At 68.3% G+C, this 24,449-nt stretch carries 27 protein-coding genes and 1 riboswitch; of the genes, 15 read left to right on the top strand and 12 right to left on the bottom strand.

Annotated features, from left to right (window positions below):
* The first annotated feature begins 79 nt into the window (after positions 1-79).
* Both LDO86_RS18160 and LDO86_RS18155 read left to right on the top strand, forming a co-directional pair.
* The gene (locus tag LDO86_RS18160) at positions 80-1,426 is read left to right on the top strand and encodes an MFS transporter (RefSeq protein WP_018770076.1); all 1,347 of its coding nucleotides are present in this window, start codon (positions 80-82) and stop codon (positions 1,424-1,426) included.
* 8 nt (positions 1,427-1,434) lie between these two features.
* Positions 1,435-2,841, top strand: a complete 1,407-nt coding sequence (locus LDO86_RS18155) for an MFS transporter (protein WP_018770077.1) — start codon at positions 1,435-1,437, stop codon at positions 2,839-2,841.
* Here LDO86_RS18155 and LDO86_RS18150 read toward each other — a convergent pair.
* Positions 2,838-3,596, bottom strand: coding sequence for a class I SAM-dependent methyltransferase (locus tag LDO86_RS18150; protein ID WP_018770078.1), 759 nt, complete (start codon positions 3,594-3,596; stop codon positions 2,838-2,840). The two genes, LDO86_RS18155 and LDO86_RS18150, sit on opposite strands and share 4 nt — an antisense overlap.
* A 316-nt stretch (positions 3,597-3,912) precedes the next feature.
* Here LDO86_RS18150 and LDO86_RS18145 point away from each other — a divergent pair, with 316 nt between their 5' ends.
* Entirely contained in the window at positions 3,913-5,805 is a 1,893-nt protein-coding gene (locus LDO86_RS18145; protein WP_018770079.1) for a DEAD/DEAH box helicase, read from the top strand.
* 72 nt (positions 5,806-5,877) lie between these two features.
* On the opposite strand, the gene LDO86_RS18140 is transcribed toward LDO86_RS18145, so the two are convergent.
* The 7 genes from LDO86_RS18140 to LDO86_RS18110 all read right to left on the bottom strand — a co-directional run bounded on the left by LDO86_RS18140 (position 5,878) and on the right by LDO86_RS18110 (position 10,645).
* Positions 5,878-6,528, bottom strand: coding sequence for an MBL fold metallo-hydrolase (locus LDO86_RS18140; RefSeq protein ID WP_018770080.1), 651 nt, complete (start codon positions 6,526-6,528; stop codon positions 5,878-5,880).
* Positions 6,529-6,549: 21 nt separating this feature from the next.
* Positions 6,550-6,852, bottom strand: a complete 303-nt coding sequence (locus LDO86_RS18135) for an antibiotic biosynthesis monooxygenase (protein ID WP_018770081.1) — start codon at positions 6,850-6,852, stop codon at positions 6,550-6,552.
* A gap of 45 nt (positions 6,853-6,897) precedes the next feature.
* Entirely contained in the window at positions 6,898-7,911 is a 1,014-nt protein-coding gene (locus tag LDO86_RS18130; RefSeq protein WP_018770082.1) for an aldo/keto reductase, read from the bottom strand.
* Positions 7,912-7,950: 39 nt separating this feature from the next.
* Positions 7,951-8,577, bottom strand: coding sequence for a nucleoside/nucleotide kinase family protein (locus tag LDO86_RS18125; protein ID WP_018770083.1), 627 nt, complete (start codon positions 8,575-8,577; stop codon positions 7,951-7,953).
* Between the two features lie 22 nt (positions 8,578-8,599).
* The gene (locus LDO86_RS18120) at positions 8,600-8,977 is read right to left on the bottom strand and encodes a multidrug efflux SMR transporter (protein ID WP_018770084.1); all 378 of its coding nucleotides are present in this window, start codon (positions 8,975-8,977) and stop codon (positions 8,600-8,602) included.
* Complete coding sequence (locus LDO86_RS18115) at positions 8,977-9,300, bottom strand: SMR family transporter (protein ID WP_018770085.1); 324 nt, start codon at positions 9,298-9,300, stop codon at positions 8,977-8,979. The genes LDO86_RS18120 and LDO86_RS18115 overlap by 1 nt, the downstream gene beginning before the upstream one ends.
* Positions 9,301-9,310: 10 nt before the next feature.
* Positions 9,311-9,375, bottom strand: a riboswitch (guanidine-III (ykkC-III) riboswitch).
* An 88-nt stretch (positions 9,376-9,463) separates the two neighbouring features.
* The gene (locus LDO86_RS18110; RefSeq protein WP_056391782.1) at positions 9,464-10,645 is read right to left on the bottom strand and encodes an ROK family transcriptional regulator; all 1,182 of its coding nucleotides are present in this window, start codon (positions 10,643-10,645) and stop codon (positions 9,464-9,466) included.
* Positions 10,646-10,977: 332 nt separating this feature from the next.
* Between LDO86_RS18110 and LDO86_RS18105 the strand changes: the two genes are divergently transcribed.
* From LDO86_RS18105 to LDO86_RS18070, 8 genes are read left to right on the top strand one after another with little or no spacing between them, the layout of a single operon-like run.
* Positions 10,978-11,304 carry a transposase gene (locus LDO86_RS18105; protein ID WP_018772270.1) on the top strand — a complete coding sequence of 109 codons (327 nt, stop codon included), beginning with the start codon at positions 10,978-10,980 and terminating at the stop codon, positions 11,302-11,304.
* The gene (locus tag LDO86_RS18100) at positions 11,301-12,155 is read left to right on the top strand and encodes an IS3 family transposase (RefSeq protein WP_018772269.1); all 855 of its coding nucleotides are present in this window, start codon (positions 11,301-11,303) and stop codon (positions 12,153-12,155) included. Before LDO86_RS18105 ends, LDO86_RS18100 begins: the two co-directional genes overlap by 4 nt.
* Positions 12,156-12,214: 59 nt before the next feature.
* Positions 12,215-13,543 (top strand): ABC transporter substrate-binding protein, encoded by a 1,329-nt coding sequence (locus LDO86_RS18095; RefSeq protein ID WP_018772145.1) that lies wholly within the window; start codon positions 12,215-12,217, stop codon positions 13,541-13,543.
* Complete coding sequence (locus LDO86_RS18090; protein ID WP_018772144.1) at positions 13,543-14,457, top strand: sugar ABC transporter permease; 915 nt, start codon at positions 13,543-13,545, stop codon at positions 14,455-14,457. Before LDO86_RS18095 ends, LDO86_RS18090 begins: the two co-directional genes overlap by 1 nt.
* Positions 14,454-15,338 (top strand): carbohydrate ABC transporter permease, encoded by an 885-nt coding sequence (locus tag LDO86_RS18085; RefSeq protein ID WP_018772143.1) that lies wholly within the window; start codon positions 14,454-14,456, stop codon positions 15,336-15,338. The genes LDO86_RS18090 and LDO86_RS18085 overlap by 4 nt, the downstream gene beginning before the upstream one ends.
* A gap of 23 nt (positions 15,339-15,361) precedes the next feature.
* A complete protein-coding gene (locus LDO86_RS18080) occupies positions 15,362-16,450 on the top strand; it encodes an ABC transporter ATP-binding protein (protein ID WP_018772142.1) in 1,089 nt (362 codons plus the stop codon).
* Positions 16,447-17,802, top strand: coding sequence for a hypothetical protein (locus tag LDO86_RS18075; protein ID WP_018772141.1), 1,356 nt, complete (start codon positions 16,447-16,449; stop codon positions 17,800-17,802). Before LDO86_RS18080 ends, LDO86_RS18075 begins: the two co-directional genes overlap by 4 nt.
* A 45-nt stretch (positions 17,803-17,847) precedes the next feature.
* Complete coding sequence (locus LDO86_RS18070) at positions 17,848-19,122, top strand: Gfo/Idh/MocA family oxidoreductase (protein WP_018772140.1); 1,275 nt, start codon at positions 17,848-17,850, stop codon at positions 19,120-19,122.
* On the opposite strand, the gene LDO86_RS18065 is transcribed toward LDO86_RS18070, so the two are convergent.
* Positions 19,106-19,675 carry a HutD family protein gene (locus LDO86_RS18065; RefSeq protein ID WP_018772139.1) on the bottom strand — a complete coding sequence of 190 codons (570 nt, stop codon included), beginning with the start codon at positions 19,673-19,675 and terminating at the stop codon, positions 19,106-19,108. The two genes, LDO86_RS18070 and LDO86_RS18065, sit on opposite strands and share 17 nt — an antisense overlap.
* A gap of 105 nt (positions 19,676-19,780) precedes the next feature.
* Between LDO86_RS18065 and LDO86_RS18060 the strand changes: the two genes are divergently transcribed.
* Together LDO86_RS18060 and LDO86_RS18055 are read left to right on the top strand one after the other, a co-directional pair.
* Positions 19,781-20,392, top strand: a complete 612-nt coding sequence (locus LDO86_RS18060) for a phosphoribosylanthranilate isomerase (protein ID WP_018772138.1) — start codon at positions 19,781-19,783, stop codon at positions 20,390-20,392.
* Between the two features lie 84 nt (positions 20,393-20,476).
* Positions 20,477-20,893 carry a YccF domain-containing protein gene (locus LDO86_RS18055; RefSeq protein ID WP_018772137.1) on the top strand — a complete coding sequence of 139 codons (417 nt, stop codon included), beginning with the start codon at positions 20,477-20,479 and terminating at the stop codon, positions 20,891-20,893.
* Here LDO86_RS18055 and LDO86_RS18050 read toward each other — a convergent pair.
* From LDO86_RS18050 to LDO86_RS18040, 3 genes are read right to left on the bottom strand one after another with little or no spacing between them, the layout of a single operon-like run.
* A complete protein-coding gene (locus LDO86_RS18050) occupies positions 20,890-21,273 on the bottom strand; it encodes a VOC family protein (RefSeq protein ID WP_018772136.1) in 384 nt (127 codons plus the stop codon). The genes LDO86_RS18055 and LDO86_RS18050 overlap by 4 nt on opposite strands.
* Positions 21,274-21,329: 56 nt before the next feature.
* A complete protein-coding gene (locus tag LDO86_RS18045) occupies positions 21,330-22,139 on the bottom strand; it encodes a 2-phosphosulfolactate phosphatase (RefSeq protein WP_018772135.1) in 810 nt (269 codons plus the stop codon).
* A complete protein-coding gene (locus LDO86_RS18040; RefSeq protein ID WP_018772134.1) occupies positions 22,136-23,005 on the bottom strand; it encodes a DUF4031 domain-containing protein in 870 nt (289 codons plus the stop codon). The genes LDO86_RS18045 and LDO86_RS18040 overlap by 4 nt, the downstream gene beginning before the upstream one ends.
* Before the next feature lie 118 nt (positions 23,006-23,123).
* Here LDO86_RS18040 and LDO86_RS18035 point away from each other — a divergent pair, with 118 nt between their 5' ends.
* Positions 23,124-23,534, top strand: a complete 411-nt coding sequence (locus LDO86_RS18035; RefSeq protein ID WP_018772133.1) for a TOBE domain-containing protein — start codon at positions 23,124-23,126, stop codon at positions 23,532-23,534.
* Positions 23,531-24,433, top strand: coding sequence for a molybdate ABC transporter substrate-binding protein (modA, locus tag LDO86_RS18030; protein WP_018772132.1), 903 nt, complete (start codon positions 23,531-23,533; stop codon positions 24,431-24,433). Before LDO86_RS18035 ends, modA begins: the two co-directional genes overlap by 4 nt.
* Positions 24,434-24,449 lie beyond the last annotated feature (16 nt).

Raw genomic sequence — 24,449 nt, 5'->3', positions numbered from 1 at the left:
AAGCTGCAGGGGGTGCGGGAAGGTACCCGGCGTCGTATGTGGAAAACTCCCGGCGGCGCTTCCCTGCAAGAATGGGCGCATGACGGACGCAACGAATGCCGAAGCGAAGAAGCAGCGGCGGGGGGATGCCTCCGCCGACGCCCGGGGAAGGGCCCGGACAGGCAGCAGCGTGGTGGACACCAGCACCCTCGTGGACGCAGAAATCGATGAGCTTCCGGCAGCGGAGCCCACCCGGGTGGGCAGCCGCCGTGCCCTTGCCTATCTGGGGGTGTGCCTGGTCCTGATCGGACTGAACCTGCGCAGCGTCTTTTCCAGCCTTTCCGCGGTCCTTCCGGAGGTGACCTCGCAGGCCGCGCTGCCGGGTTGGTCCGTGGTGGTGCTGACCACCGTTCCCGTCACCCTGCTGGGTGTGTTCGCGCCGCTTGCGCCGGTCCTGGCCCGCCGGTTCGGTGCGGAGCGGGTACTGCTGGGGGCCATGGCCCTGCTGACTGCGGGGCTGCTGCTGCGGCCAGTGGACACCGGTGCTGCCCTGGGCGGCGCCGGCCACCTGCCTGCCCTCCTGGTGGGCACGGCAGCCTGCGGCGCGGCCATCGCATTGTGCAACGTGCTTCTTCCGGGCCTGGTGAAGCGCGACTTCCCGCACCGGCTGGGACTTATGGGCGGCCTCTACACCACCGCGATTTGCGCCTCCGCCGCGCTCGGTGCCGGCTTTACCTACCCGGTCTACACCGCGACGGGGGAGTGGACCAGGGCGCTGTGGGTCTGGGCGGTGCCCGCCGCCGTCGTCCTTCTGTTGTTCCTTCCCGTGGCCGTTCGGCAGGGGACCGTCCGGCACCAGGCGGTCAGGGACGGGGTCAACGTGTGGCGCTCACCCGTCGCCTGGCAGGTGACCATCTTCATGGTGCTGCAGGCCATGATGTCCTTCAGCGGCTTCGCCTGGCTGGCCCCCATCCTCCGCGAGAGGGGTGTTGACGGGGCCACCGCGGGGCTGATCGTTGCCGTGTGCATCGTGCTGCAGATGCTGGGTTCCCTGTTCGCCCCCGCACTGGCCGCCAGGTTCCGGGACCAGCGCGCCATCAACACGGTGGTGGCGCTGATGACCGGCAGCGGGTTCGTGCTGAGCATCCTGGGCCCCCTGGACCTGGTCTGGGTGTGGGCCGGGCTGCTGGGGCTGGGGCAGGGAAGCCTTACCGCCTGCGCGCTGACCCTGATCATGCTCCGCACGCGCGACGGGCATACCGCCGCGCATCTTTCGGGCATGATGCAGGGTGTTGGCTACGGGGTGGGCTCCACGGGAACCCTCATGGTGGGCCAGCTGCACCAGGCCACCGGGTCCTTCATTCCCGCCGGAGTCCTGTTCATGGTGGTCGGCCTGCTCGCGGCGGTCTTCGGCTACCGCTCCGGCCGGGACCGGTACGTGGGCTAGGGAACGCTGTGCGCGACTCCACCCTCCCGGCCGCCCATCCCGCCACCGGGATCTTCCGGCCCCCGTACTTCTGGGTCACCATCGGCACCTGCGCCCTGGTGTTCCTGGCCGCCTTCGAATCCCTTGCCGTGACCACCATCATGCCCTTGGTCAGCCGGGAACTGAACGGCGGAAGCCTCTACGCCCTGGCCTTTGCGGGACCCCTGGCAACCGGCGTGATCGGCATGGTGGGCGCCGGAAACTGGTCCGACCGCCGCGGCCCGGCCATGCCGCTCTACACCTCCGTGGCACTGTTCGTGGCCGGCCTGCTGATCGCGGGCACCTCAAGCTCCATGCCCGTGCTGGTTGCCGGCCGGCTGGTCCAGGGGCTCGGCGGCGGCGCCCTCACCGTGGCGCTTTACGTGCTGGTGGCGCGGTTCTTTCCCGGGCCGCTGCACCCCAGGATCTTCGCCGCATTCTCGGCCGCCTGGGTGGTTCCCTCGCTGGTGGGGCCCTTCGCCGCCGGCGTCGTGGCCCAGGTCTTCAGCTGGCACTGGGTGTTTCTGGGTGTGGTTGGCCTGGTCATTCCGGCGCTGGCAATGATCGCCCCGGTACTGCGGGGGCTTGCAGAGCGCGAAAAGACAGGAGCGCCGGATAACACTGCTCCGCCCTGGGCCCCCGGACGCCTGGGGTGGGCGGCGCTGGCCGCGCTCGCCGTGCTGGGCCTGAACCTTTCCGCCGACGTCAGCATCCCCGCTTTTCCCGCCGCCACGGCACTCCTGGCGTCCGCCGCCGTCGTCCTTGCCTTGGTGGCTGTCCGGCCCCTGGTGCCCGCCGGTACCCTCACAGCCCGCCGCGGGCTGCCGAGCGTGATCCTGGCGCGGGGCCTCGCCTCGGCGTCGTTCTTCGGCGCCGAGGTCTATCTGCCCTACCTGCTGATCGACCGGTACGAATTCCCGCCCACCCTGGCGGGCCTGACCCTCACCGGGGGTGCGCTGGCCTGGGCCGGTGCCGCCGCTGTCCAGGGCCGGCTGGGCTCCCGGCTCCCGGATCTCCGCGCCGTCCGGGTGGGGTCGCTCATGGTCCTGGCGGCCGTGCTCCTGGCCCTGGCCACCACCGCGCTGCACTGGCCGGCCGCCGTCGCCATCGCCGGCTGGGTCCTGGCGGGCGGCGGCATGGGCCTGCTCTACCCGCGCCTGAGCGTGATGACCCTGGCGCTGTCCACCAAGGAGAACGAAGGCTTCAACAGCTCCGCCATGTCCATCTCCGATTCCCTCGGCGGGGCATTGTCGCTCGCCACCACAGGGCTCGTCTTCGCAGCCTTTACGACGGCGGCCCAGTCCTTCGCGGGCGTCTTCGCCTTCACCGCGGCCATCGGCGTCGCCGCGGCATTGGTGGCACCCCGCGTCACCGCCGGGAAGCCCGCGGGGAACTAGGGCAGGCGGGTGGCGCGCAGGACGACGTCGGCAATGGTCGCCTCCTGCCCCTCCGGCCCGGTCACCGGCCGCTCCCTGCTGGTGAGGACCTCGATCTGCCACCCGGGGCCGTTGAGCTTCAGTTCGCGGACCACGTCATCACCCGTGTAGAACATGTCCAGGTGCTGGTGGTGGTCGTTGCCCCAGGGCGGCAGCCGGTGCGGGTGGTGGCCCACCACCAGCAGGGTTCCGCCGGGCTTGACGGCGGAGGCAGCCGTGCGCAGCGGGATCCGCCAGTCCAGTTCCTGGGAATGCAGGAACTGGGACGTCACCAGTTCATAGGAAGTGCCGGGTTGCCACTGCGTCAGGTCCGCCAGTTGCCAGGTGATCCGGCTGGCGATGTCGCCATTGGACGCGCGTACGCTTTCCCGCGCCAGCTCCGCCAGTTCGTGGGAATGCGCCCGTTCCAGGGCGACGGCGGAAACGTCGACGGCGGTCACGGACCAGCCCTGCTGGGCAAGCCAAATGGCGTCGGCGCCTTCGCCGCATCCCAGTTCCAGCGCCTTGCCCGGACGCAGTCCGCCGGCTTCCCGGACCAGCTGCGGGTTCGGCTTTCCGCTCCAAAGCCGCGCCTTGGTGCGGTACCGCTCGTCCCATGCCGCTGCGGGATCGATGCCGCCGCCGCCCCCTTCCGGCGCGCCGCCGCCGTCGTTCCCGTGATGCCGGTGGGTCTCCTCGTGCTGCGTCTCCTGGCGTCGGCCCGGCTGTTCGCTCATGCCTCAACAGTGCCCCGCCGGAGCCCCGAAGGCAACGCCGGGGTCGGTTACAGGGCCGCGGGGTGCTAGACTGGAGGAACTTGATGTGCAGTGATGCCGCCTGCTCCTGATCTGGAGAACCTTTCCAGGGAGTGGGCTTTCTTCATGTGAGAGGCACATCCTGCGTCGATGAACGCGTTCCATTTGGTCCCTGCCGGCTGTCCTTATTTGCAGCGGCACGGTTGATCACCTGACTTTTCTTCGGCGAACCCCTGGTCCAACCGGCATCGGGGGCCGATATCCGCATGGATACCGCCTGAAAGACCGTAAAAACTACATGACAACTTTTGCTGCCCTCGGTACTCCCAAGGCCCTTGCAGACACCCTTTCCGCCCAGGGAATTGTTGAACCGTTCCCCATCCAGGTGAAGACCCTTCCGGACACGCTGTCCGGTCGTGACGTCCTGGGCCGCGGCCGGACCGGATCCGGCAAGACCATCGCTTTCGCCATCCCGCTTGTAGCAAGACTCGCTGAGCGGGAAGCCAAGCACTTCCGCAAACCCGGCCGCCCCATGGGCCTGGTCCTGGCACCCACCCGTGAACTGGCAACCCAGATCAACGCCACCATCGAGCCGCTGGCCAAGGCCGCCGGCCTGAACACCACCGTGATCTACGGCGGCATCTCCCAGGCCCGCCAGGAAAAGGCGCTGCGTGCCGGCGTCGACATCGTCATCGCCTGCCCAGGCCGCCTGGAGGACCTGATCCGCCAGCGCATCCTGACCCTGGAGGCAGTGGAGATCACGGTCCTGGACGAGGCCGACCACATGGCCGACCTCGGCTTCCTGCCCGTGGTCAAGAAGCTCATGGACATGACCCCCAGCCAGGGCCAGCGCCTGCTCTTCTCCGCCACCCTGGACAACGGCGTGGACAAGATCGTCCAGCGCTACCTGTCCAACCCGCTCACCCACTCTGTGGACGACCCGCAGGCCGCGGTGACCACCATGGAGCACCACGTGCTGGTGGTCAACGACCAGACCGTCAAGAAGCAGCTGATCGTTGAGCTCGCTTCGGGTGCCGGCCGCCGCGTCCTGTTCATGCGGACCAAGCACCACGCCCGCAAGCTGGCCAAGACCTTGACCGACGCCGGCATCCCCGCCGTCGACCTGCACGGCAACCTGTCGCAGAACGCCCGCGACCGCAACCTCGCCGAGTTCTCCAACGGCGACGTCCGCGTCCTGGTGGCCACCGACGTCGCTGCCCGCGGTGTCCACGTCGACGACGTCGAACTGGTCATCCACGTGGACCCGCCCACCGAGCACAAGGCGTACCTGCACCGTTCCGGCCGCACCGCGCGTGCCGGCTCCGACGGCACCGTGGTCACGCTGACCCTCCCGGAGCAGCAGTCCGACGTCAAGAAACTCATGAAGGCTGCCGGCGTCGACGTGAACTTTGAGCGCGTCACGGCAAACTCCCCGCTCGTGGCCGACCTGGTGGGCGAGATCGCCGACAAGGTCGACCCCCGCACCCGCGCCGCTCTGATGGCCGCCAAGGCTCCCCGCCAGGGCGGCGGCACCTCCACCGGTGCCAATGCTGAGCGCAAGCGTGCACGCCGCCAGGCTGCACCGTCTGCCGGTGGGCGCGGCGGCCGGGGCGGACGCGGCAAGGTTTCGGCCGAACCGGCCCGCACCGATGTTCCCCGCGCCGAGCGCCGGGCCGTGGCCTTCGAGGGCCGCACGGAAGCCCGCGCGGCATTCGACCGCAATGCCGAGCAAAATGAGGACCGCGCGGTGGCAGCAGCCGCTGCCCGCCGCAACGCCCGTGGCCGTGGTACCGCTTCGACCCACCGCAACGACGTCCCCGCAGCAGGTGGCCGCTCATCGGCCGGCCGCGGTTCGGACGGCCGTGCAGCAGAGGGCCGGGGCGATTCCCGGATCACCCGCAGCGACGCACCGCGCGGCGGCACCGGCCGTCCGGCTTCAGGCGGACGCCCCGCCGGCGGCGGCCAGCGCAGCGGCCGCCCCGCAACCGGCCAGCGTGCAGCAGCGGGGGCATCCGGCCAGCGCTCAGGTGCGGGTGCAACCGGCGGCAGCAAGGCTGTCTGGTCCTCCAACACCGGTGGAACCTCAGGCGGCTCCTACAGTGCAGGCAATGGCGGCGGCTCCGGCCGTCCGGCCCGCAGCGGCCCGCGCCGCGCGTCCGCCCCGGCGTCGAACGAACGCCGCGGCCGCTAGCCAATGAACTAGCCAATGAAAATGGCGGGCTCAACCACACGGTTGAGCCCGCCTTTTTTGTATTTGACGTACCTACCAGCCGCGGGCGCGCCACTCTTCCAGATGCGGCCGCTCGGCGCCCAGCGTGGTGGGCTTGCCGTGCCCCGGGTGCACCACGGCGCTGTCCGGGTAGGCGTTGAACAGCCGCTCCGTGACATCGGACAGGAGCTGGGTGAACCGGCCGGGATCCTTCTGCGTGTTGCCCACTCCGCCCGGGAACAGCGAGTCGCCGGAGAAGATGTGGGCGGGGCCGTCCGGATCCTGGTAGACAAAAGCGATCGAGCCGGGCGTGTGCCCGCGCAGGTGCACGGCGGTCACGTCGAAGCCGTCGAAATTGCCGACGTCCCCGTGGCCAAGCCGCACGTCCACGGGAACCGGCAACGCATCGGCGTCGTCCGCTCCGGCGGCTGTCCGCGCGCCGGTGGCCTCCACCAGCCCCTTGAGCGCCCGGACATGGTCCCAGTGCTGGTGCGTGGTTGCGACCAGCGCCAGGCGCGGAGTGGCCGATGTGTCCGCAGCGCCGTCCGCGAGCAGCTGCTGGATGGCAGGGAGATCGTCAGCGGCGTCAATCAGCAGCTGTGCCCCGCTTTCCTTGGCGGTCAGCAGGTACACGTTGTTGTCCATCGCACTGACGGAGATGCTGCGGATGGTCAGGGCCGGCAGGTCGTAGCGAAGTGATTCCATGGGCTTTGTTCCAGCCACGGGCTACAGGTCCAGCGGCAGGGTGGTCGAGTAGACCTGCTTGGATGGCGGCGCGGCCAGGACCTCATGCAGCGCGCTCTTGCCTTCCGGTGTTCTCCGCCAGGCCGCGTAGTCGTCATGGTCCTGCGTGGTGGCCCAGGTTTCCACCACCAGGATGTGGCAGGGGTCGGCGTCATCCACCAGCGCTTCGATGCCCTGGTTGCCGGGCCACGCCCGGGTGGCGGCCAGCGTTTCGGACAGGTACTTCGCGGCGTTCTCGCGGTGGGCGGGGTCGATCTGGACTTCGAAGTGGACGATGGCAGGCATGGGGCTCCTTGGGTTGGGTGAGGGACGGGTTTTTGGAGAGCGGCTTTATTCCCGGCCTTCGGACACCCAGGCGGGGTCCGCTGAACGGGAGCCGACGACGGCGTCCGACGCTGCGTCGAGGGCCTCCAGGTGCGCCGGGGTGAGGTCCAGGGCAAGCGCGCCAAGGTTTTCGTCGATGCGTGCGGCCTTGCGGGTGCCGGGAATGGGGACGACCGGCAGGCCGAGCCGCTTGCCCTGGGCGAGCAGCCAGGCCAGGGCCACCTGCGCCGGCGTGGCGGCCAGCTGGTCCGCCACGGCCCGGACGGCGTCCACCACCGCCTGGTTGGCGCTTGCGGCGTCCGGCGCAAAGCGGGGGATGTTCCGCCGGAAGTCCTTCTCGCCCAGGCTTGCGGTATCGACGGTTCCGGTGAGGAATCCGCGGCCCAGCGGCGAGTAGGGGACGAATCCCACTCCCAGGGCGGCTGCGGCGGGAACAACATTGCGTTCCACGTCCCGGCTCCAGATGGACCATTCGCTCTGGACCGCGGCGATCGGGTGGACCGCTGCCGCGTCCTGCAGCTCCTGCGCCGTCACTTCTGACAGGCCCAGGTGCTTGACCTTGCCCTGCTGGACCAGTTCCGCCATGGCGCCCACGGTTTCCTCGATGGGCACCCTGACGTCCCGGCGGTGCATGTAGTACAGGTCGATGGCGTCGGTGCCCAGCCGCTGCAGGCTCCGCTCAACGGCCTGGTGCACGTACCCGGCGTCGCCACGGATGTCCGTGTAGCCGTCAGTCGGCGTGCCCACCAGCGCGAACTTGGTGGCCAGCTGGACCTCGCCCCGCCGGTCCTTGAGCAGCCGGGAAATCAGTTCCTCGTTGCTGCCGCCGCCGTAGATGTCCGCGGTGTCGATGAAGCTGACGCCGGCGTCAACGGCGTGATGCAGTGTCCGCAGTGCCTCGGCGGGGTCAACCTCGCCGTATACGGGGGTAAGGGCCATGCCCCCGAATCCAAGGGGGCTGACGGCCAGGCCGTCGCCAAGCTGGACGGTGCCGCGGCGGTCGGTGGGTGCGTTTGCCATGGGTGCTCCTGTTCGTTTCCTGCTCTTGGAATTGGTTGTCTAAAGCCAGGGGATGATGCGGTCCGCGGCCGGGCGGGTGGCCTGGATCAGCCGGGCATTTGCTTCATCGGGTCCGCCGGCCCAGGCCACCGCAGCCTCCCGGTCCATCCCGAAGGATACGTGCCGGTCCACCAGCCGCTGCAGCCGCAGCGCGGGCGGGGTCTCGAGGAACCAGACCTGGTCCAGTTGCGCCCGTACCTCCTTCCACGGTTCCTGGTCCGCCAGCAGGTAGTTGCCCTCCGTGATGACCAGCGGGACGTCCGCCGGCACGGCAATGGAAGCCGCCACCGGCTCGTCCAGGGCGCGGCGGAACTCCGGTGCGTAGACGACGGCCTCGTCCCGGCGCACCAGGCGGCGCAGCAGCGAAAGGTACCCGCCGGCGTCGAACGTATCAATGGCGCCTTTACGCTGCCGCAGCGGGGTCCCCTCGATGATGGCGTTGCCCAGGTGGAAACCGTCCATGGGAACCACAACCGACATTCCCGGGCCGAACTGCTCCTGCAGCCAGGCGGCAAAGGTGGACTTCCCGGAGCCCGGCGCCCCGGCGATGCCCAGGATGGTCCGCGTTCCGGGCGCTACCCGGTGCCGCAGGGCGTCCAAGGCGTCAGTGATCTCGGGGGAGTCCATGGCAAAAGCCTAACCGCCGGGATCAGCGGCGGCTCGACTCCACGGGATAGTCAGCGGCGGCGTGGTCCCTGGCCGGCAGCGCCTTGAGGCCGGCCGCGCAGCCCACGATGCCTGCGATGAACAGCAGTTTCACCACGCTGAACGGTTCCACCCCGGTGGCCATCGCCCAGCCCACCGTCAATGCGGCGCCAATGCCCACCCAGATGGCGTAGGCGGTGCCGAGCGGAATGCTGCGGATGGACATGCCCAGGCCCAGCATGCTCAGGGCGGCCGTGACGGCGAAGACGAGCGTGGGCAGCGGCCTGCTGAAACCGTCGGACAAGCCCAGCGCCGTGGCCCACACGGCTTCCAGGACAGCGGAGGCCAGGAGCACCAGCCAGGGAAACGGGCTCTTCATCATCACGCCACCACCTTCAGGCCAACCACGCACGCGGCGATGCCGGACAGCAGCAGCAGGCGCGCCGCCGTCGGACGTTCAACCTTGCTGGCCATCGCATAGGCGGAGGTCAGGACCACGCCCACCCCCACCCAAACCGCGTAGGCAGTGCCGGTGGGAATGGACTGCATGGCCACGGCCAGTCCGCCGGTGCTGGCGGCAACGGCCACAAGGAACAGGGCGGCAGGGGCCACGCGCCGGCGGCCGGAAGCCCGGGAGGCGTTGTGCAGGGCGGCTGCCCAGACGGCCTCCAGCGCGCCGGAAAGAATGAGGATTAACCACGCCATGACCAGATCCTTTGGCCAGTCTTGTCGCGTGCCGGGTACTGAACCGTCGTCCGGAGGCTCGGGGTGGAGCCTTGGATCCCAGCGTAGCAACGCACGACGGCGGGCGGCCACGTTGGTGCCCAACCTCACCACCCGCGGTGGCCGGCCGGATCAACCGGCGCTCTCAGCCGGCGCGTTGCGCCAGCAGCTGTTCCACCCGCTCCGGCGCGTAGAGGCTCTCCTCCACCAGCCGGCACAGGCCCACTGCGGTGGCCTTCCGGCTGTCAGCAGGGACGATCTCCAGATCCACCAGCGAGGGTTCGAAGGCATCGGCCAGGATTTGCTGCCGGCAGGCCTGCAGGAAACCAGGGAGGACCCCCACCAGCCCGCCCACCGCCACCCGGCCGGGGTTCAGCGTTCCCACGATGGCGGCGAGGACGCGTCCGAGCACCCTTCCGGCGTCTGCGACTGCGGCACGGACGTCCGGATCGTCGTCGGCCGCGTCAACGAGCCGCCGCAGCGACCCATAATGCGCAAATTGCGGGGCGGCAAGCAGCGCGCGCCCGGAGGCCACCGCCGCAAGGCAGCCGTCCCTGCCGCACCGGCACCGGCAGCCGGCGGCTTCCGGGATGCGCACATGCCCGATGTCACCGGCGGCCCCGTGGGCGCCGCGCACCAACGAGCCCCGGACAATGATGCCGGAGCCGATCCCGGTGCTGACCTTCACCGCGACGAGGGAGTCGAGCGGGCCGCGGACCTCCCCCACCGCCATTGACCGGGTGTCGTTTTCCAGCAGGACCGGGCAGTCGAGCCTGGATTCCATGGCCTCCTGCAAAAGCTGCAGGTCCCAATGGGCAAGGACGGTCCGCTCCAGGCCCAGGCGGTGGAGGGGGTCAACGGGGGCGGGCAGTCCCACTCCTGCCCCTACGGGTTGCCGGCCGTCCAGCAGCCGCAGCGCCTCACCCACCACCTGGTCCACCACCACCTCCTGCGCATTCCCGATCTCCACAGGGATGCGGACGGAAGCCACCACCTCCCTGCTCAGGGACAGGAGATGGATTCCGGCGTGCGTATGGCCGATTTCCAGGCACACCACCAGCTTGTCGCGGTCATCGAACCGGAGGGAGCGGGGCGGCCGGCCCCGCTGGGCGCGCAGGGGAGTGGACTCGTAGACAAGGCCCGCCGCGAAAAGTGCATCGAGCCGCTCGTAGAGGGTGGATCGCGCCATTCCGGTGATCTCCAGCAGGTCCGCCCGGCTGTACCCCGCGGTGTTGGAGCGCAGGAGCTGGAGAAGATGCCCGGCGCTGGTGGCCGGCCCCGGCGACGGCTGGGCGGTCTCGCCCACCAGCGTCCTCTGCTCCGTCATGCGGCAGGCCTCCTTTCCACTGCGGGCGCGGGTATGGCCCGTCCATCATTGACGCGATCTGTATCACACAATTATGATCGATCATCAGACAAAATACCTAGCAGCCCTTCTGAACTGCTCCCCGGAAGTTGGACTGAGAAATTCAGTTCCGACTTCCGGGGAGCAGTTTTATGCATGCACGTAGTTCGTTGTCTGAGGTTCAGCGTGAGGCCGCTGTAGCGTGGTTTGAGAAGGGCATCGCGGATAGTGCGGCGGCGACGTTGCTAGGGGTGTCCCGCCCGCCGATAAGGGTTCTCTATCGGCGGTGGAAGATCCATGGTCGAGGAGCGCTGGTGGCCAAGCCGACGAAACAGGTGTACTCGTTCGAATTCAAGCTCGCGCTGGTTGAACGGTTTATCGCCGGTGAGACTGCCCCGGATCTCGCGGCGGAGGTGGGTTTGTCCTCGCCCACGCTACTGAAGACGTGGGCCCGGGCGTATCGCCGCGAGGGCCCGGACGCATTACGTCCCAAGTCCAAGGGCAGGCCTAAGGCACCTGATGCCCCGCAGCCGGCCGAGGTATCGGAACTGGAGCGGTTACGGCGGGAGAACGAACGGTTGCGGGCGGAAGTGGCTTACCTGGGAAAATTGCGGGCCTTGAGGGCGCAGGAACGACGGTGAAGGTCCAAGCCCTCATCGCTCTCAAGGCTGACTTCCCGCTTCCGGTCCTGCTGCAGGCAGCATCTCTTGCCAGATCGACGTTCTTCTATCATCAGGCACGCATCCAAGGCCCTGATCCGCAGGAGTTCATCAAGGCCGCTGTCAGGGAAATTTTCGAGAAGAACCATGGCCGGTACGGGCACCGGCGGGTCCACACCGAGATGGTCAAGCAAGGGTGGACGGTCGCGAAAAAGACCGTTCTGAAGCTCATGCGGTCCCTGAATCTGGTGTGCAAGGTCCGGCGGAAGAAGCGTTATAACTCCTACCAGGGCGGGCAGGGCCGGGTTGCTCCGAACGTGTTGAACCGGGAGTTCGAGGCTGATGCCCCGAACCGGAAGTGGGTAACGGATGTGACGGAGTTCAGCGTCGGCGACCGTAAGCTCTACCTTTCGCCGGTTATGGATCTTTTCGACCGGCAGATCATCTCCTACTCGATCAGCCCGTCTCCGAATCTGGAGCTCACCAATAATTCGCTGCGCCAGGCCCTTGCCTGCCTTGAGGATAACCAGCAGCCACTCGTGCATTCGGACCAGGGCTTCCAGTACCAGCACGTCTCGTGGCGAAAACTCTTACAGGAAGCCGGCGCGAGCCAGTCGATGTCACGCAAGGGCAACTGCTACGACAACGCCGTGATGGAAAACTTCTTCGGCCACCTTAAGGAAGAGCTCTTCCACCACGTGCGATACCTCAGCACCGACGCCTTGGCAGGGGCACTGCACGAATACATCCGCTGGTACAACACCGAAAGAATCTCGACAAAGCTCAAGGGCCTGAGCCCGGTGCAATACCGGACCCAGACCCTCGCGGCTTAGGCTCTTATTTAGTCAGTCCAACTTCCGGGGAGCAGTTCACTTCACCCCAGGAGGCTCTAATGTCCGTTTCCGCCCACCACGACGTCAGCCGGCGAGCATTGCTGAAGGGGGGCCTGACGGTTTTGGCGGCCGGTCCGGTCCTTGCAGCCTGCGGGGTGAATACCAGCGGGAGCGGAGGCAAGGGTTCAGTCAGCTTCCTCTCCACGCAGTTCTCCCCGGTGGAGGAACGCCAGAAGTACGAGGCCACGCTCAAGAAATTCGCGGGGGACATCAGCGTGGCCTACAACCCCGTTGACACGGGCGTATTCAACACCACGCTGAAATCCCAGCTGGCAGCGGGGAAAGTCGAGGTGGGAATCGCAGGCGGACTGCACGGTGACCTGGCCCCCTTCGCCTCGCAGCTTGAGGATCTCAGCTCGCTCATGAACGACCTCTCCTCGGCGGGCTACTCCAAGGATGTGACCGAGCTGGCCAAGCTGGGCACCGACGTCCCCCGGTACATCCCCTGGATCCAGGCCACCTACGTGCTGGCCATCAACAAGAAGGCGCTGCAGTGGCTGCCGTCGGGAGCTGACGTCAACAAGCTCACCTACGACCAGTACCTTGCGTGGGCCAAGGCGGCCAAGGACGCCAACGGCCGGCCCGTCTTCGGCCTTCCCGCCGGCCCCAAGGGACTCCACCACCGCTTCTACCAGGGCTTCCTGCTGCCCAGCTTCACGGGCGGGCAAATCACCACCTTCCGCAACCAGGACGCCGTCAGCGCCTGGACGTACATGCGCGAGCTTTGGGCCAACACGAATCCGGCGTCCACCAACTACGACTTCATGCAGGAACCGCTGGCCAACGGCGAGGTCCTGGTGGCCTGGGACCACGTGGCGCGCCTCATCACGGCCGTCAAGGACAAGCCGGACGACTGGCAGATGGTTCCGGCCCCGTCCGGGCCCAAGGGCAGGGGCTACCTCCTGATCGTGGGTGGCATGGCAGTGCCGAAGGGTTCCCCGGAGAAGGACAAAGCCTTTGAGCTCATCAAGGCCCTGTCCAAGCCCGAGGCGCAGATCGAGACACTGAAATCCAACGCATTCTTCCCTGTGGTGAAGACGGACATCGGCGGCGACCTGCCAGGCGGCATCGCCCTTGAAGCGAAGGCCGTCAAGGCGCAGCAGGAGGCTTCCGACGCCCTGCTCGCCCTGCCGCCCGTGGGCCTGGGCGACAAGGACCCCCAGGTCTCCCAGCTGTTCAAGAACTGCTTCCAGGAGATCTGCCTGAACAACTCGGACGTCAAGGCCACGCTGGACAAGCAGGGCGCGGAACTGGCCAAGATCATGGACACCCTCAACGTCCCGTGCTGGGCGCCGGATCCCAAGACATCCCCCTGCAAGGTCGCGTGATGGCCGCACCGGACGCGCCGGCGGCAGCCAGGCCGCACGTTCCCCCTGCGGGGCCCAAGGTCCGTGCCCCCAGGAGGAGGGGAAGCTCCGCGGCCCTGCTCCTGATCGCCCCGTCGATCGTGTTCATGACGCTGCTCTTTGGCTGGCCGATGGTCAGCGGCGTCCTGCAGGCATTCGGCGGCCCCGAAGGCTTGACGACGGCCAACTTCACCCGGATGTCCCAAGACCCGTACTTCTGGTCCTCGGTGGGCAACACCCTCCTGCTCATCGTGGTGATGATCCCCATCCAGTTCGTCCTCGCCCTGGCGATGGCCCTGCTGATCCGGGCCAAGCCCCGGGGGGCGTCTGCCTACTTCTACATCTGGGCCATCCCGCTCGCGGTCAGCGACCTCGCCGCCGGCCTGGTGTGGCTGACGGTCTTCACGGACCGCGGCTACCTCAACTCGCTCCTTGCATCCATGGGCCAGCAGCCCGTCTCCTGGCTCGCCTATGACAACTACCCCTCCATGTTCGCGGCGGTGCTCATTGCGGAGGTGTGGCGTGCCACGTCGCTGGTGTTCGTGATTGTCGTGGCCGGCCTGCAGTCCATTCCCAAGGATTACGAGGAAGCTGCCGGGGTATTCGGGGCCAGCTTCTGGAACCGGCTGTGGCACGTGACCCTGCCGCTGCTGCGTCCCAGCCTGCAAACAGCGTTGATCCTGAGGACCATCCTGGCCTTCCAGACATTCGCCGTTGCCCTTGCCCTCACCGGCCAGAACTTTCCGCTGGTGGTGGGCGAGACCTACCGCTGGTACACAGGCCTGCAGGATCCCAACGTGGCATCGGCGCTGGCGCTGGTGGTCATGTTCGTCTCCATGGTCACGGCCGTGGGCTACCTGAAACTCCTGAGGGACCAGACGGAGGCGGCGCGATGAGCCATGCAACGACGGCCAGGACCACTGCCGGTGCCGACCGGCCCGAACCCGCGGTGGACCGCCGGCCCCTGGCCCGGCAGCGCCGCAACCGGGTGCTCCTCCAGGTGGCCTGCATCCTGATCACGCTCTTCATGGCACTGCCCATCTACCTGATCGCCCTGGCCGCGATGTCCAGCCGGCAATCGCTGCAGAAGTTCCCGCTCAGCTTCATCCCGGACAACTTCTCCACCGAGACCATGCAGACCTTCCTGCAGTCCACCGGCATCCTGGGCGGCCTCATCAACTCCGTCCAGGTGGGCGTGTTCACGCTTGTGCTGTCGCTGCTCATCGGCGTTCCGGCAGGATACGCCGTGGCGCGCTTTGCCTTCCGGGGCAGGGAGCCGTACCAGCTCTTCCTGCTGTTCACCCGCGCCCTGCCGATCGTGGTGCTGTCCGTGCCGCTGGCCCAGCTCTTCCTGCAGACGGGGCTGTACGACAGTGCGCTCGCCGTCGTCCTGCTCCACTCGGCGCTGGCCCTGCCCACCACCATCCTGATTACGGCCTCGGTGTTCCTCGGTGTTCCGCGGGACGTGGAGGAAGCGGCGCGGATCTTCGGCTGCAGCCCGGTGCAGGCCTTCCTCAAAGTGGTGCTGCCCATGGCCATACCCGGCATCGCGGCGGCCTCGATCTTCACGTTCGTCATGTCCTGGAACGAGGTCCTGGGCGCGTCGATCCTGACCCTGAACCAGCGCACCCTCCCTGCCCAGGTCCTCAGCTCCCTCGCCGAATCGCCACTTGCCTACCGCTTCGCCGGCGGCTTCCTGCTGGTGGTCCCGGCCCTGGTCTTCATCTTCTTCATGCGCCGCTACCTCACCAACATGTGGGGCTCCACCATCCGCTGATTGCGTCCCAGAGAGGCCGTCCCATGGCTGACATCTCCATCAAGGGTCTGCACAAGACCTACCCGGGCAGCACCGAGCTGGCCACGAACAACGTCTCCCTCGAGGTTGCCGAGGGCGAGTTCATGGTGCTGCTGGGACCCTCCGGCTGCGGGAAGACCACCCTGCTGCGCATGGTGGCGGGCCTGGACTTCCCGGACCAGGGCAGCATCTCCATCGGCGGGAGGGACGTGACCTACCTGCCCCCGCAGGACCGCAACCTGTCCATGGTCTTCCAGTCCTACGCCGTCTTCCCGCACCGGAACGTCCGCACCAACATCGCGTTTGGGCTGATGATGAAGAAGGTCCCCCGGGAAGAGCTGGAGCGGAAGGTGAAATGGGCGGCGGACCTGCTGCAGCTGAGCCCGTACCTGGACCGCTACCCCGCCAACCTCTCCGGCGGCCAGCGGCAGCGTGTCGCCGTGGCCCGGGCCATTGTCATGGACGCCGATGTGCTGCTGATGGATGAGCCCCTGTCCAACCTGGATGCCCTTCTTCGCCTCGACTTCCGCGCCGAGTTGAAGAAGATCGTCCAGCAGCTCGGTTCCACCACGCTGTACGTCACCCACGACCAGGTGGAGGCGATGAGCCTCTCGGACCGGGTGGCGGTGATGAAGAAGGGCCAGATCGCCCAGCTCGGCCACCCGATCACGGTGTACGAGGAGCCGGCCGACCGCTTTGTGGGCGGTTTCATCGGATCCCCGCCCATGAATTTCCTGGACGGCCGGATCACCCCGCAAGGTGGCCTGGAAGTGGGCGGCCAGAGCATCGCGGCGCCCGAATTCCTGGCCCGGGCAGCGGCCCGTACCGGCGGCACGGCGGTCATGGTGGGCATCCGGGCCGAGAACATTTCGCTGGAGCAGCGGGGCGCGGAGGGTTCCCTGGATGCGGCCGTGGAGGTGGTGGAACCGCTCGGACACGCCACGTTGCTGACCGTGGACCTGGGTGGGCAGACCGTCAAGGTCCAGGTTCCCTCAACAGCGCGGGTTTCGGCGGGGGACACGGTGGGACTGCGTTTCGAGCAAAGCGCCCTCCGCTTTTTCGACACGGAAACCCAGTTGGGGCTGACGGCGTGAGCGCCGAAGCGGACGCGACTGGTTTTCCGCTTCGGGACCTGGCGGACATGAGGCAGCGGGCCAGGGATGTCCTGGCCGCCAATGACCTGGGCACCATGGTCACCGCCGCGCCGAATCTCTATCCGCACATGTGGAGCTGGGACGCGGCCTTCGTGGCCACCGGCCTGTCCACGGTGAGCGTGGCCCGGGCGCTGCAGGAGCTGGACTACCTTCTCGCGGCGCAGTGGAAAAGCGGGATGATTCCGCACATCGTGTTCTCCGACGTCCCCGGCTACTTCCCGGACGTGGAGCGGTGGGGAACGCGCGGAGCATCGCCCGAGGGGGTGCAGTCCAGCGGCATCTGCCAGCCGCCCGTCCACGCGACGCTGCTGCGCCGCATCGTGGAGCGCGCGACGGCGGCGGGCGGCGAGGACGCCCGGCTCGCCGAAGAGTTCACCCGGCGGACGCTGTCCCAGTGGATCCGCTGGCATGCGTGGCTGCGCACCAGCCGCGGTGGCGACGGCTCGGGCCTGCTCACGATCTACCATGGCTGGGAGTCCGGCATGGATAACTCGCCGCGGTTCGACGGACCATACTCCAGGGTCCATCCCGGGCCGATGGAGCCCTTTGTCCGGACGGACACGCAAAAGGTCACCGACCGGAGCCAGCGGCCCAGCGACGAGGAATACAGCCGCTACCTCTGGCTGGTGCAGCAGATGGCCGGCGTCCGGTTTGACGACGCCCGGCTGCCGGAAGTGATGGACTTCCAGGTCAAGGACGTCTTCATGTCGGCGATCTTCGCCGCGGCCAACGAGGACCTGGCCGTGTTGGCTGAACACATCGGCCTGCGCGGGGATGTGGCCCGGTTGCGGGAGTGGGCGGAGGAGTTCCGGGAGGGCGTGGACGCCACCGTGGATGACCAAACCGGGCTGGCGCGGGACCGCGATGTGCTGGCCGGTGAATGGATCGGGCTGCCCACGATGGCCGGGTTCGCGCCGCTCATCTCCACGGCGGATGACTCCCTGATGCGGCGGCAGCTGGACATCTTCGAAGGACCGGACTGGACAGGCGACCCGCGCCTGGCCTTCCCGCTGCCGGCATCAACCTCCACCACCTATGAGGGCCTCAAACCCCGGCAGTACTGGCGCGGACCGGTCTGGCCGGTGATGAACTGGTTCCTGGCGGGCTGCCTGCGCAGGCGCGGCGACGGGGAACGGTACCTGCGGCTGCGGGACGCTTCCCTTGCCCAGCTGATGGAGGGCCATTTCGCCGAGTACTACGAACCGTTTACCGGCGAGCCGCTTGGCAGCATGGACCAGTCCTGGACGGCGGCCGTTGCCCTGGAATGGCTCGCCGATCCTGACGCCGGCTGACCCGTGGAGGCGCCGCCGTCGTCCATTCCAGTAACCGCACCACCGGTGCGCCTCCTCATTGCCGGCGCCGGTGCACGGGGTTCCGCCTATGCCCGGCTTGCCGTGGACACCGGCCGGGCCGCCGTGGTGGGGATCGCGGAGCCGCGACGGCACCTGCGCGAAGCCATCGCGGCGGAGCTCCACGTGCCGGCGGAGCGTGTCTTCGAGGACTGGCAGGCCATGCTCCGCACCCGGCTGCCTGCCGACGGCATCATCATTGCCACCCCGGACCGCGACCACGGAAGGCCGTTTGCGGCCGCCGCAGCCCACGGCTACCCGGTCCTCCTGGAGAAACCCATCGCGCCCGACCCCGCCGGCTGCGCGGAGCTGGCGCGCCTGCAGCAGGAATCGGGAATCAGGGCAGCCGTCTGCCACGTCCTGCGCTACACGCCGCTGACCACCCTGCTGCGGCAACTTCTCTCCGCCGGGGCAGTGGGCCGGGTCATCTCCGTCCAGCACCTGGAACCCGTGGGCTTCTGGCATTTCGCGCACTCCTACGTCCGCGGGAACTGGCGGCGTGAGGCGGAGTCCAGCCCCTTCCTGCTGGCCAAGTGCACGCACGACGTCGACTGGCTCTCCTTCATCATTGGAAGCCGGCCCCTTCGGGTGTCCTCCTTTGGCAGGCTGTCGCATTTCCGTCCGGAGGAAGCGCCGGAAGGCGCGTCAGGGCGCTGCACGGACTGCCCGGCGGAAGCCCGCTGCCCCTATTCGGCCCTGCGCATCTACGCGCCGGGCCGGCCGGCGGACGGTGCCCCTGCGGACCCCGGCAGGGCCTATTTTGCCGACGTGGTGGACCCGGGCGGCACACCGGAATCGCTGTGGAAGGCGTTGGCAACGGGGCCCTACGGGCGGTGCGTCTACTCAGGAGGCAACGACGTGGTGGACCACCAGGTGGTGAACATCGACTACGAGGACGGCACCACCGCCGCCTTCACCGCCACGGCCTTCACCGCCGCAGGCCCGCGCCGCACCAGGATCTTCGGGAGCCACGGAGAAATCTCCATCGAGGCAGGCAGCATCTCGGTCCATGACTTCCTGACCGGGACCACCACCGCCTACCCCGCCCCCGCCGCTGCCCCCACGGTGCCCGGCGAAAAGCATGAAGGCGGCGACCGGGGACTCGTGCAGGCCTGGGTCGCTGCCCTGGCCGGCGGTGACTGGTCCGGAGTGGTGTCGGGGCTGGAGGAGTCATTGGTCAGCCATGCGGTGGTTTTCGCGGCTGAGGAGGCGCGCCGGAGGGGCGCCGTGGTACCGGTGGAAGGGTTCAGTTCACGGCTGTAACCGGATCGAGCGACACCACGGCCAGGAAGCCGCGGCCCAGGACCTCGGGCGAGTCGGCGTCGGAACCCACCACGGCGTCGTACCTGCCCAGCTCCAGCGGCTCATTTCCGCTGTCCCTGACCGTCGCCTGCCCCTGCAGCAGCACCGCAAGCTGGCCCTCAAACACTGGGTGGGCGCGCTTCTTGGACAGCTCGATGATGGACGTGTAGCCCTTGAAGGCGGCCGTTCGCGTGATGACGTTCAGGTCCCGGATGTCCCCGGTGGGCAGTTTGGCCACGGTGGCGGCGCCGCCGTCGAACCTGAAGGGACGGTACTTCTCCAGGGGCTGTTCCGCCCCGTCCACGGTGAGCAGCAGCAATTCCCCCTCGATGACCGTCAGGACCCGCTCCATGCCGGGGAACGCGGAGAAGTCCCCGGCCTTGGCCACGTCTGCGATGCTCACACGCCAGTCCCAGCCGCCGTCGGCCGCGCCCTGGCGGGCGATTTCCCTGGTCACCCCGCCGCCGTTGCGCCATGGTTCGGCCTTGAGTTCAGCGAAGCGGATGATCTGCATCAGCCCAGCCTAGTTCGCTGCGGTGGTCACGCGTCGCAGCCCGTACCCTGTCCCTGCTACTCTCCTGCGGGGGGTCATCACGAAAACAGCCTGAAGGAGCCGGGAATGTTCGTTAAAGTGTGTGGTCTCAGCACGCCCGAATCGGTGCGTGAAGCGGTGGATGCCGGCGCGGACGCCGTGGGGTTCGTCCTCACCGCAAGCCCCCGCGTTGTCTCGCCGTCGCAGGTGGCCTCCCTGCTGTCAGGGGTCCCCAAGGGTGTTTCCCCGATCGGGGTCTTCCGGGATGAGCCCGTGGCGGACGCCATCGCCATTGCCCGGGCCGCAGGCCTGGAATGGATCCAGCTGCACGGCCAGCGGTCGCGTGCGGACGTGGCAACAGTGCACGACGCCGGCATGAAGCTGGTCAGGGCCGTCACCATGGGTGCCGGCCAGGATGAGTTCGACGACTGGGGCGAGGACCTGCTCCTGATTGACGCCGCGGTGCCGGGCTCAGGGGAATCCTGGGACTACGCCTCCGTGGCGGACCTGCCGGTGCTGCAGGGACGGAACTGGCTGCTCGCCGGCGGACTGGACGCTGCCAATGTTGGCCAGGCATCAGCGGCCGCGCATGCCTGGGGAGTGGATGTTTCCTCAGGCGTGGAGGCATCCCGGGGCGTGAAGGACCCTGCCAAGATCCGCGCCTTTGTCCACGCCGCAAAGTCGGCCGCCACGGTGTAGGCGCCGCAGCCCGGCCGGGGATCAGGGCAGGATCAGGGGAGTCCCCCAGCGCCGTGTGGCAGGGGCTGGGGGCAGAATGGGTGCATGAAGACACTTCTGAACATCATCTGGCTGGTTTTCGGCGGCCTGTGGCTGGCCCTGGGCTATTTCCTCGCGGGCGTGGTCTGCTGCCTGCTGATCGTCACCATCCCCTGGGGCATCGCCTCGTTCCGGATCGCCGCCTACACGTTGTGGCCGTTCGGCCGGATGGTGGTGGACAAGCCCGGCGGCACCGGTGTCTTCTCGCTGCTGGGCAACGTGATCTGGCTGCTCGTGGCCGGCATCTGGATCGCCATTGGCCACGTGGTGACCGCGTTCGCCATGGCCGTGACCATCATCGGGATCCCGCTGGCCATCGCCAACCTCAAGCTCATCCCGGTATCCCTTATGCCGCTGGGCAAGCAGATCGTGCCCACCAATGCGCCGTTTGTGAGCAACTACCCCGTCAGCCGCCACCGCTAGGCGGATCCGTCCGGGCGCATCGCCCGCAGCACGCAGAACTCGTTGCCGTCGGGATCAGCCATGACAACCCAGGTTGCCGCTGCCCCCTGTCCCACCGAGATTTGCCGGGCGCCCAGCTCTTCCAGCCTGGCCACCTCCGCGTCCTGGTCCTCCGGGCGGAGGTCCAGGTGAAGGCGGTTCTTGAGTTCCTTCTGCTCCGGGACCCTGAGGAAAAGCAGGTCCGGCAACACGCCGTCCCCGGCGCTGCCTGCCGGCGGCTCCAGCACGATCTCGTCGTCCTCTTCATGGGTGCGGCGCCAGCCAAGCGCTTTTTCCCAAAAGGCAGCAGGAACCCGGGGGTCGGTGGAATCAATGGCAAGGGCTTGGATGCGCAGGCTCATCCGTGCAGTTTTGCATCCGGTTCCGGCATCCGTAAACCCGTGGAAGCCGCAGCCCCTTAGAGCGGCCGGAACGCCCCGTTGCGCAGGAGGGCCACCGAATCGCTTTGGTCCAGTTCCGCGGCGATGTCCACGTCCTCTGGGTAGCCGGCCCCGGTCAACTCGCGGCCGCTGGAACACAACTGGAGCATCTCACGCAGCCGAGGTTCGGCGGCTTCGAAAACGGCCATGGCAGCTACGGCCTCCGGCGCGTAGCCGTGCCTGCCGTCCCCGGCTTCGTAGCCGCCCCTGCCGGCGGCCGCCAGCCCGGCGATGAACGCGCCCGCCCCGATCTGGTCCTCCACCGCAGGCCGCAGCGTGCCGTCCGGCCAGCGCTCCCCGGCAGCAACCACCGCCAGTACCGCGTCCTCCGGAAGGTTCGCCGCCACCCAGTCGGCCGTGGCTGCGGCGTTCCGGAGGCACACTGCGGCCACCAGCGGTACGTCCCCGGCCAGCGCGTGGCAAAGTTCCGACCCGTTGGGGGAGGGAAGGACCACTTTTCCCAGGGCTTCTGCCGCGCGGAGGCTTGCGGGGGAGAGGCTCAGCCCGCCACCGCCGCGCGGGCCGGCCAGCTGCGCCTGGTGGTGGGCGGCGAAGTCTTCGGCGCTGGTGTCCCGCCACGGGTAGGGAAACACCTCCGCGCCGCGGTCCAGCGCCACACTGACGCAGGTGCTGAAGGAAAAGACATCCACCACCACCGCAATGTCGGCGCCGGACGCCACGGTCCCGGCTCCATCAAGGCCCCAGTCCAGCCTGACCGTGAACGGAAGCTGGCGGTGCGCGGCATTGGCGGAGTGCGTGTGCCGTGAACCGGAGCCCGGGGCGTTCATGCCAGTTCACCTTTCAGGTTCAGGTGCGCGGCGTCCTGCCACAGTTCCCGGGCCCGCGGGTGGTGGAAGAGCGGGTCCAGTTCCAGCAGGTGGCGCACGACGGCGGCCCTGCCGGCTGCGAAGTCGGCGTCACCGATGTGCGCGTAGTCTTTGCGGACAGCGGCAAGGTAGCGGGCGTATTCCTCAGGATCGCCGCCGAGGACCGAGAGGTCCGCGTCGCAGAGGAGGGCGCCGTCGTGGTCCCCTGGTTCGGGCCGGTGGTCCGACGTGAGGCGGACCAGCCGCGCCACTTCCGCCACCTCGTCCGGCGGCAGCCCGGTCCCGGCCAGCCGGCTTTCCGCCAGCCGGGCGGACTCCTCCTCGTCCCTGCCCGCCGCGCCGCGGTACACGGCATCGTGGAACCAGGCCGCCAGCAGCACGGTCGGCGGCGCCTCGCCCGGTTCGGTGAGCAGGTCCAGTGCCTCCAGGACGGAGAGCAGGTGGGTGCAGCCGTGGTAATGCCGGTGTGGTTCGCTCCACCGGTCCAGCAGGTCCAGGAACAGTGCGTCACGGCCCGGCATGATGGCCTCCCAGCGGGTCAGCAGCGGGACCTTCAGCGACTTGTTCCGCCGGCGTGCCGGGATCCGGAGCCCGCTGGCGATCAGTTTGCGGACCAGCACCCTGCCCTCCACCCGGACCGCGCCTGCCGCCACCAGCTCCTCAATGCGGCGCTCCGGCACATCGTAATGGTCGCCGTCGAACGCCCGCTCCGGGATCCCCGCGGCAGCTGCGAACGCATGCAGCTCATCCAGCGAAGAGTCCGAGACCAGGTGCGAGAAATGTGTTCCGTGTGCAGGCCACAGCGGCGGGTCGATGTAGATGGCCATGGAAGGAGTCTAGTGCCGCCCTTCGGGCAGGGGACGCGCAGCCACGGGGCACGCAGTCATTTTGCATATGCTCCCAGAAGCGGAGGCCTAATCCGCATCTGCGGACTAGAATCAAGAAATGACCCTTATCCGCGTTTCTGAAGCTGCCCGTCTCCTGGGCGTAAGTGACGATACCGTCCGCCGCTGGACGGAGCACGGAACACTTACCCCGCTCCGGGACGGTTCCGGCCGGCTCGCCGTCGATGGACTCGAGCTGGCGACGCATGCGCAAAAGCTGGCCCAGCTGCCCGATGACCCCAAGAGCGGGAGCAGCTCGGCCCGGAACCGGTTCGTGGGCCTGGTCACCAACGTCATCACGGACAAGGTGATGGCACAGGTGGAACTGCAGTGCGGGCCGTTCCGGGTGGTCTCGCTGATGAGCAGCGAGGCCGTGCGGGAACTGGGCCTGGAACCGGGCTCGGTGGCCACGGCGGTGGTCAAGGCAACAACGGTCATCATCGAATCCCCGAAGGGCAGGGCCGCCGCATGACCCGGACCTCCACGCGTACCGCGGTGCCCGCCTCCCTGGCGCGGCTCCTTTCGCTTGCTGTCCTGCCGGCCGCCGTGCTGCTGCTGGCCGTCCTCACCGGCTGCGCTGCGGGCGGAGCGGCCCAGGGCACAGGCCCTGGCGAGGACAACAGCGCGGGCAACAGCGCAGGCAACAGCGCAGCCGGCTCAGGCGCCAAGCCGGAAGGCACCATCACCGTTTTCGCGGCCGCCTCCCTCAAAGGCACCTTCACCGAACTCGCCCGCACCTTCGAGGCGGAAAACCCCGGCACCACGGTTGCCCTGAGCTTTGCAGGGTCCTCGGACCTGGCCAGCCAGATCAGCCAGGGGGCGCCGGCGGATGTCTTCGCGCCGGCGGACCTGGCCAACATGAAGAAGGTGCAGGACGCCGGGCTGGTGGACGGCGCCGCCAGGAACTTCGCCACCAACACGCTCGCCATCGCAGTAGCGCCGGGCAACCCGGCAGGAATCACCGCACTGAAGGACCTTGCCCGGCCGGGCCTCAAACTGGTCACCTGCGCAAGGCAGGTTCCCTGCGGGACTGCCGCGGCCACGGCCGCGGAGGCGGCCGGAGTGGCGCTGAATCCGGTCAGCGAGGAGAACGCGGTCACGGACGTCCTGGGCAAGGTGGCCTCCGGGGAGGCCGACGCCGGGCTGGTCTACGGCACGGACATCAAGTCCGCCGGGTCCAAGGTGGCCGGGATCCAGTTCCCGGAATCAGGGAGTGCGGTCAACACCTACCCGATCGCCGGCGTCGCCGGCGGCCGGAACAAGGCCGCCGCCCGGGCTTTCCTGGACCTCGTCACCGGTCCGGAAGGCCGGCGCGTCCTCGCTGCAGCGGGGTTTGGGCCGGCCGGCGCCGGTGACGGAAGCGTCAAGTGACCCGGGAGCAGGCAGC

It is taken from the genome of Arthrobacter sp. StoSoilB19, assembly GCF_019977275.1.
Taxonomy (GTDB): domain Bacteria; phylum Actinomycetota; class Actinomycetes; order Actinomycetales; family Micrococcaceae; genus Arthrobacter.
The sequence above is the reverse complement of the archived record's forward strand: the minus strand, read 5'-3'. Positions and strand labels throughout refer to the sequence as shown.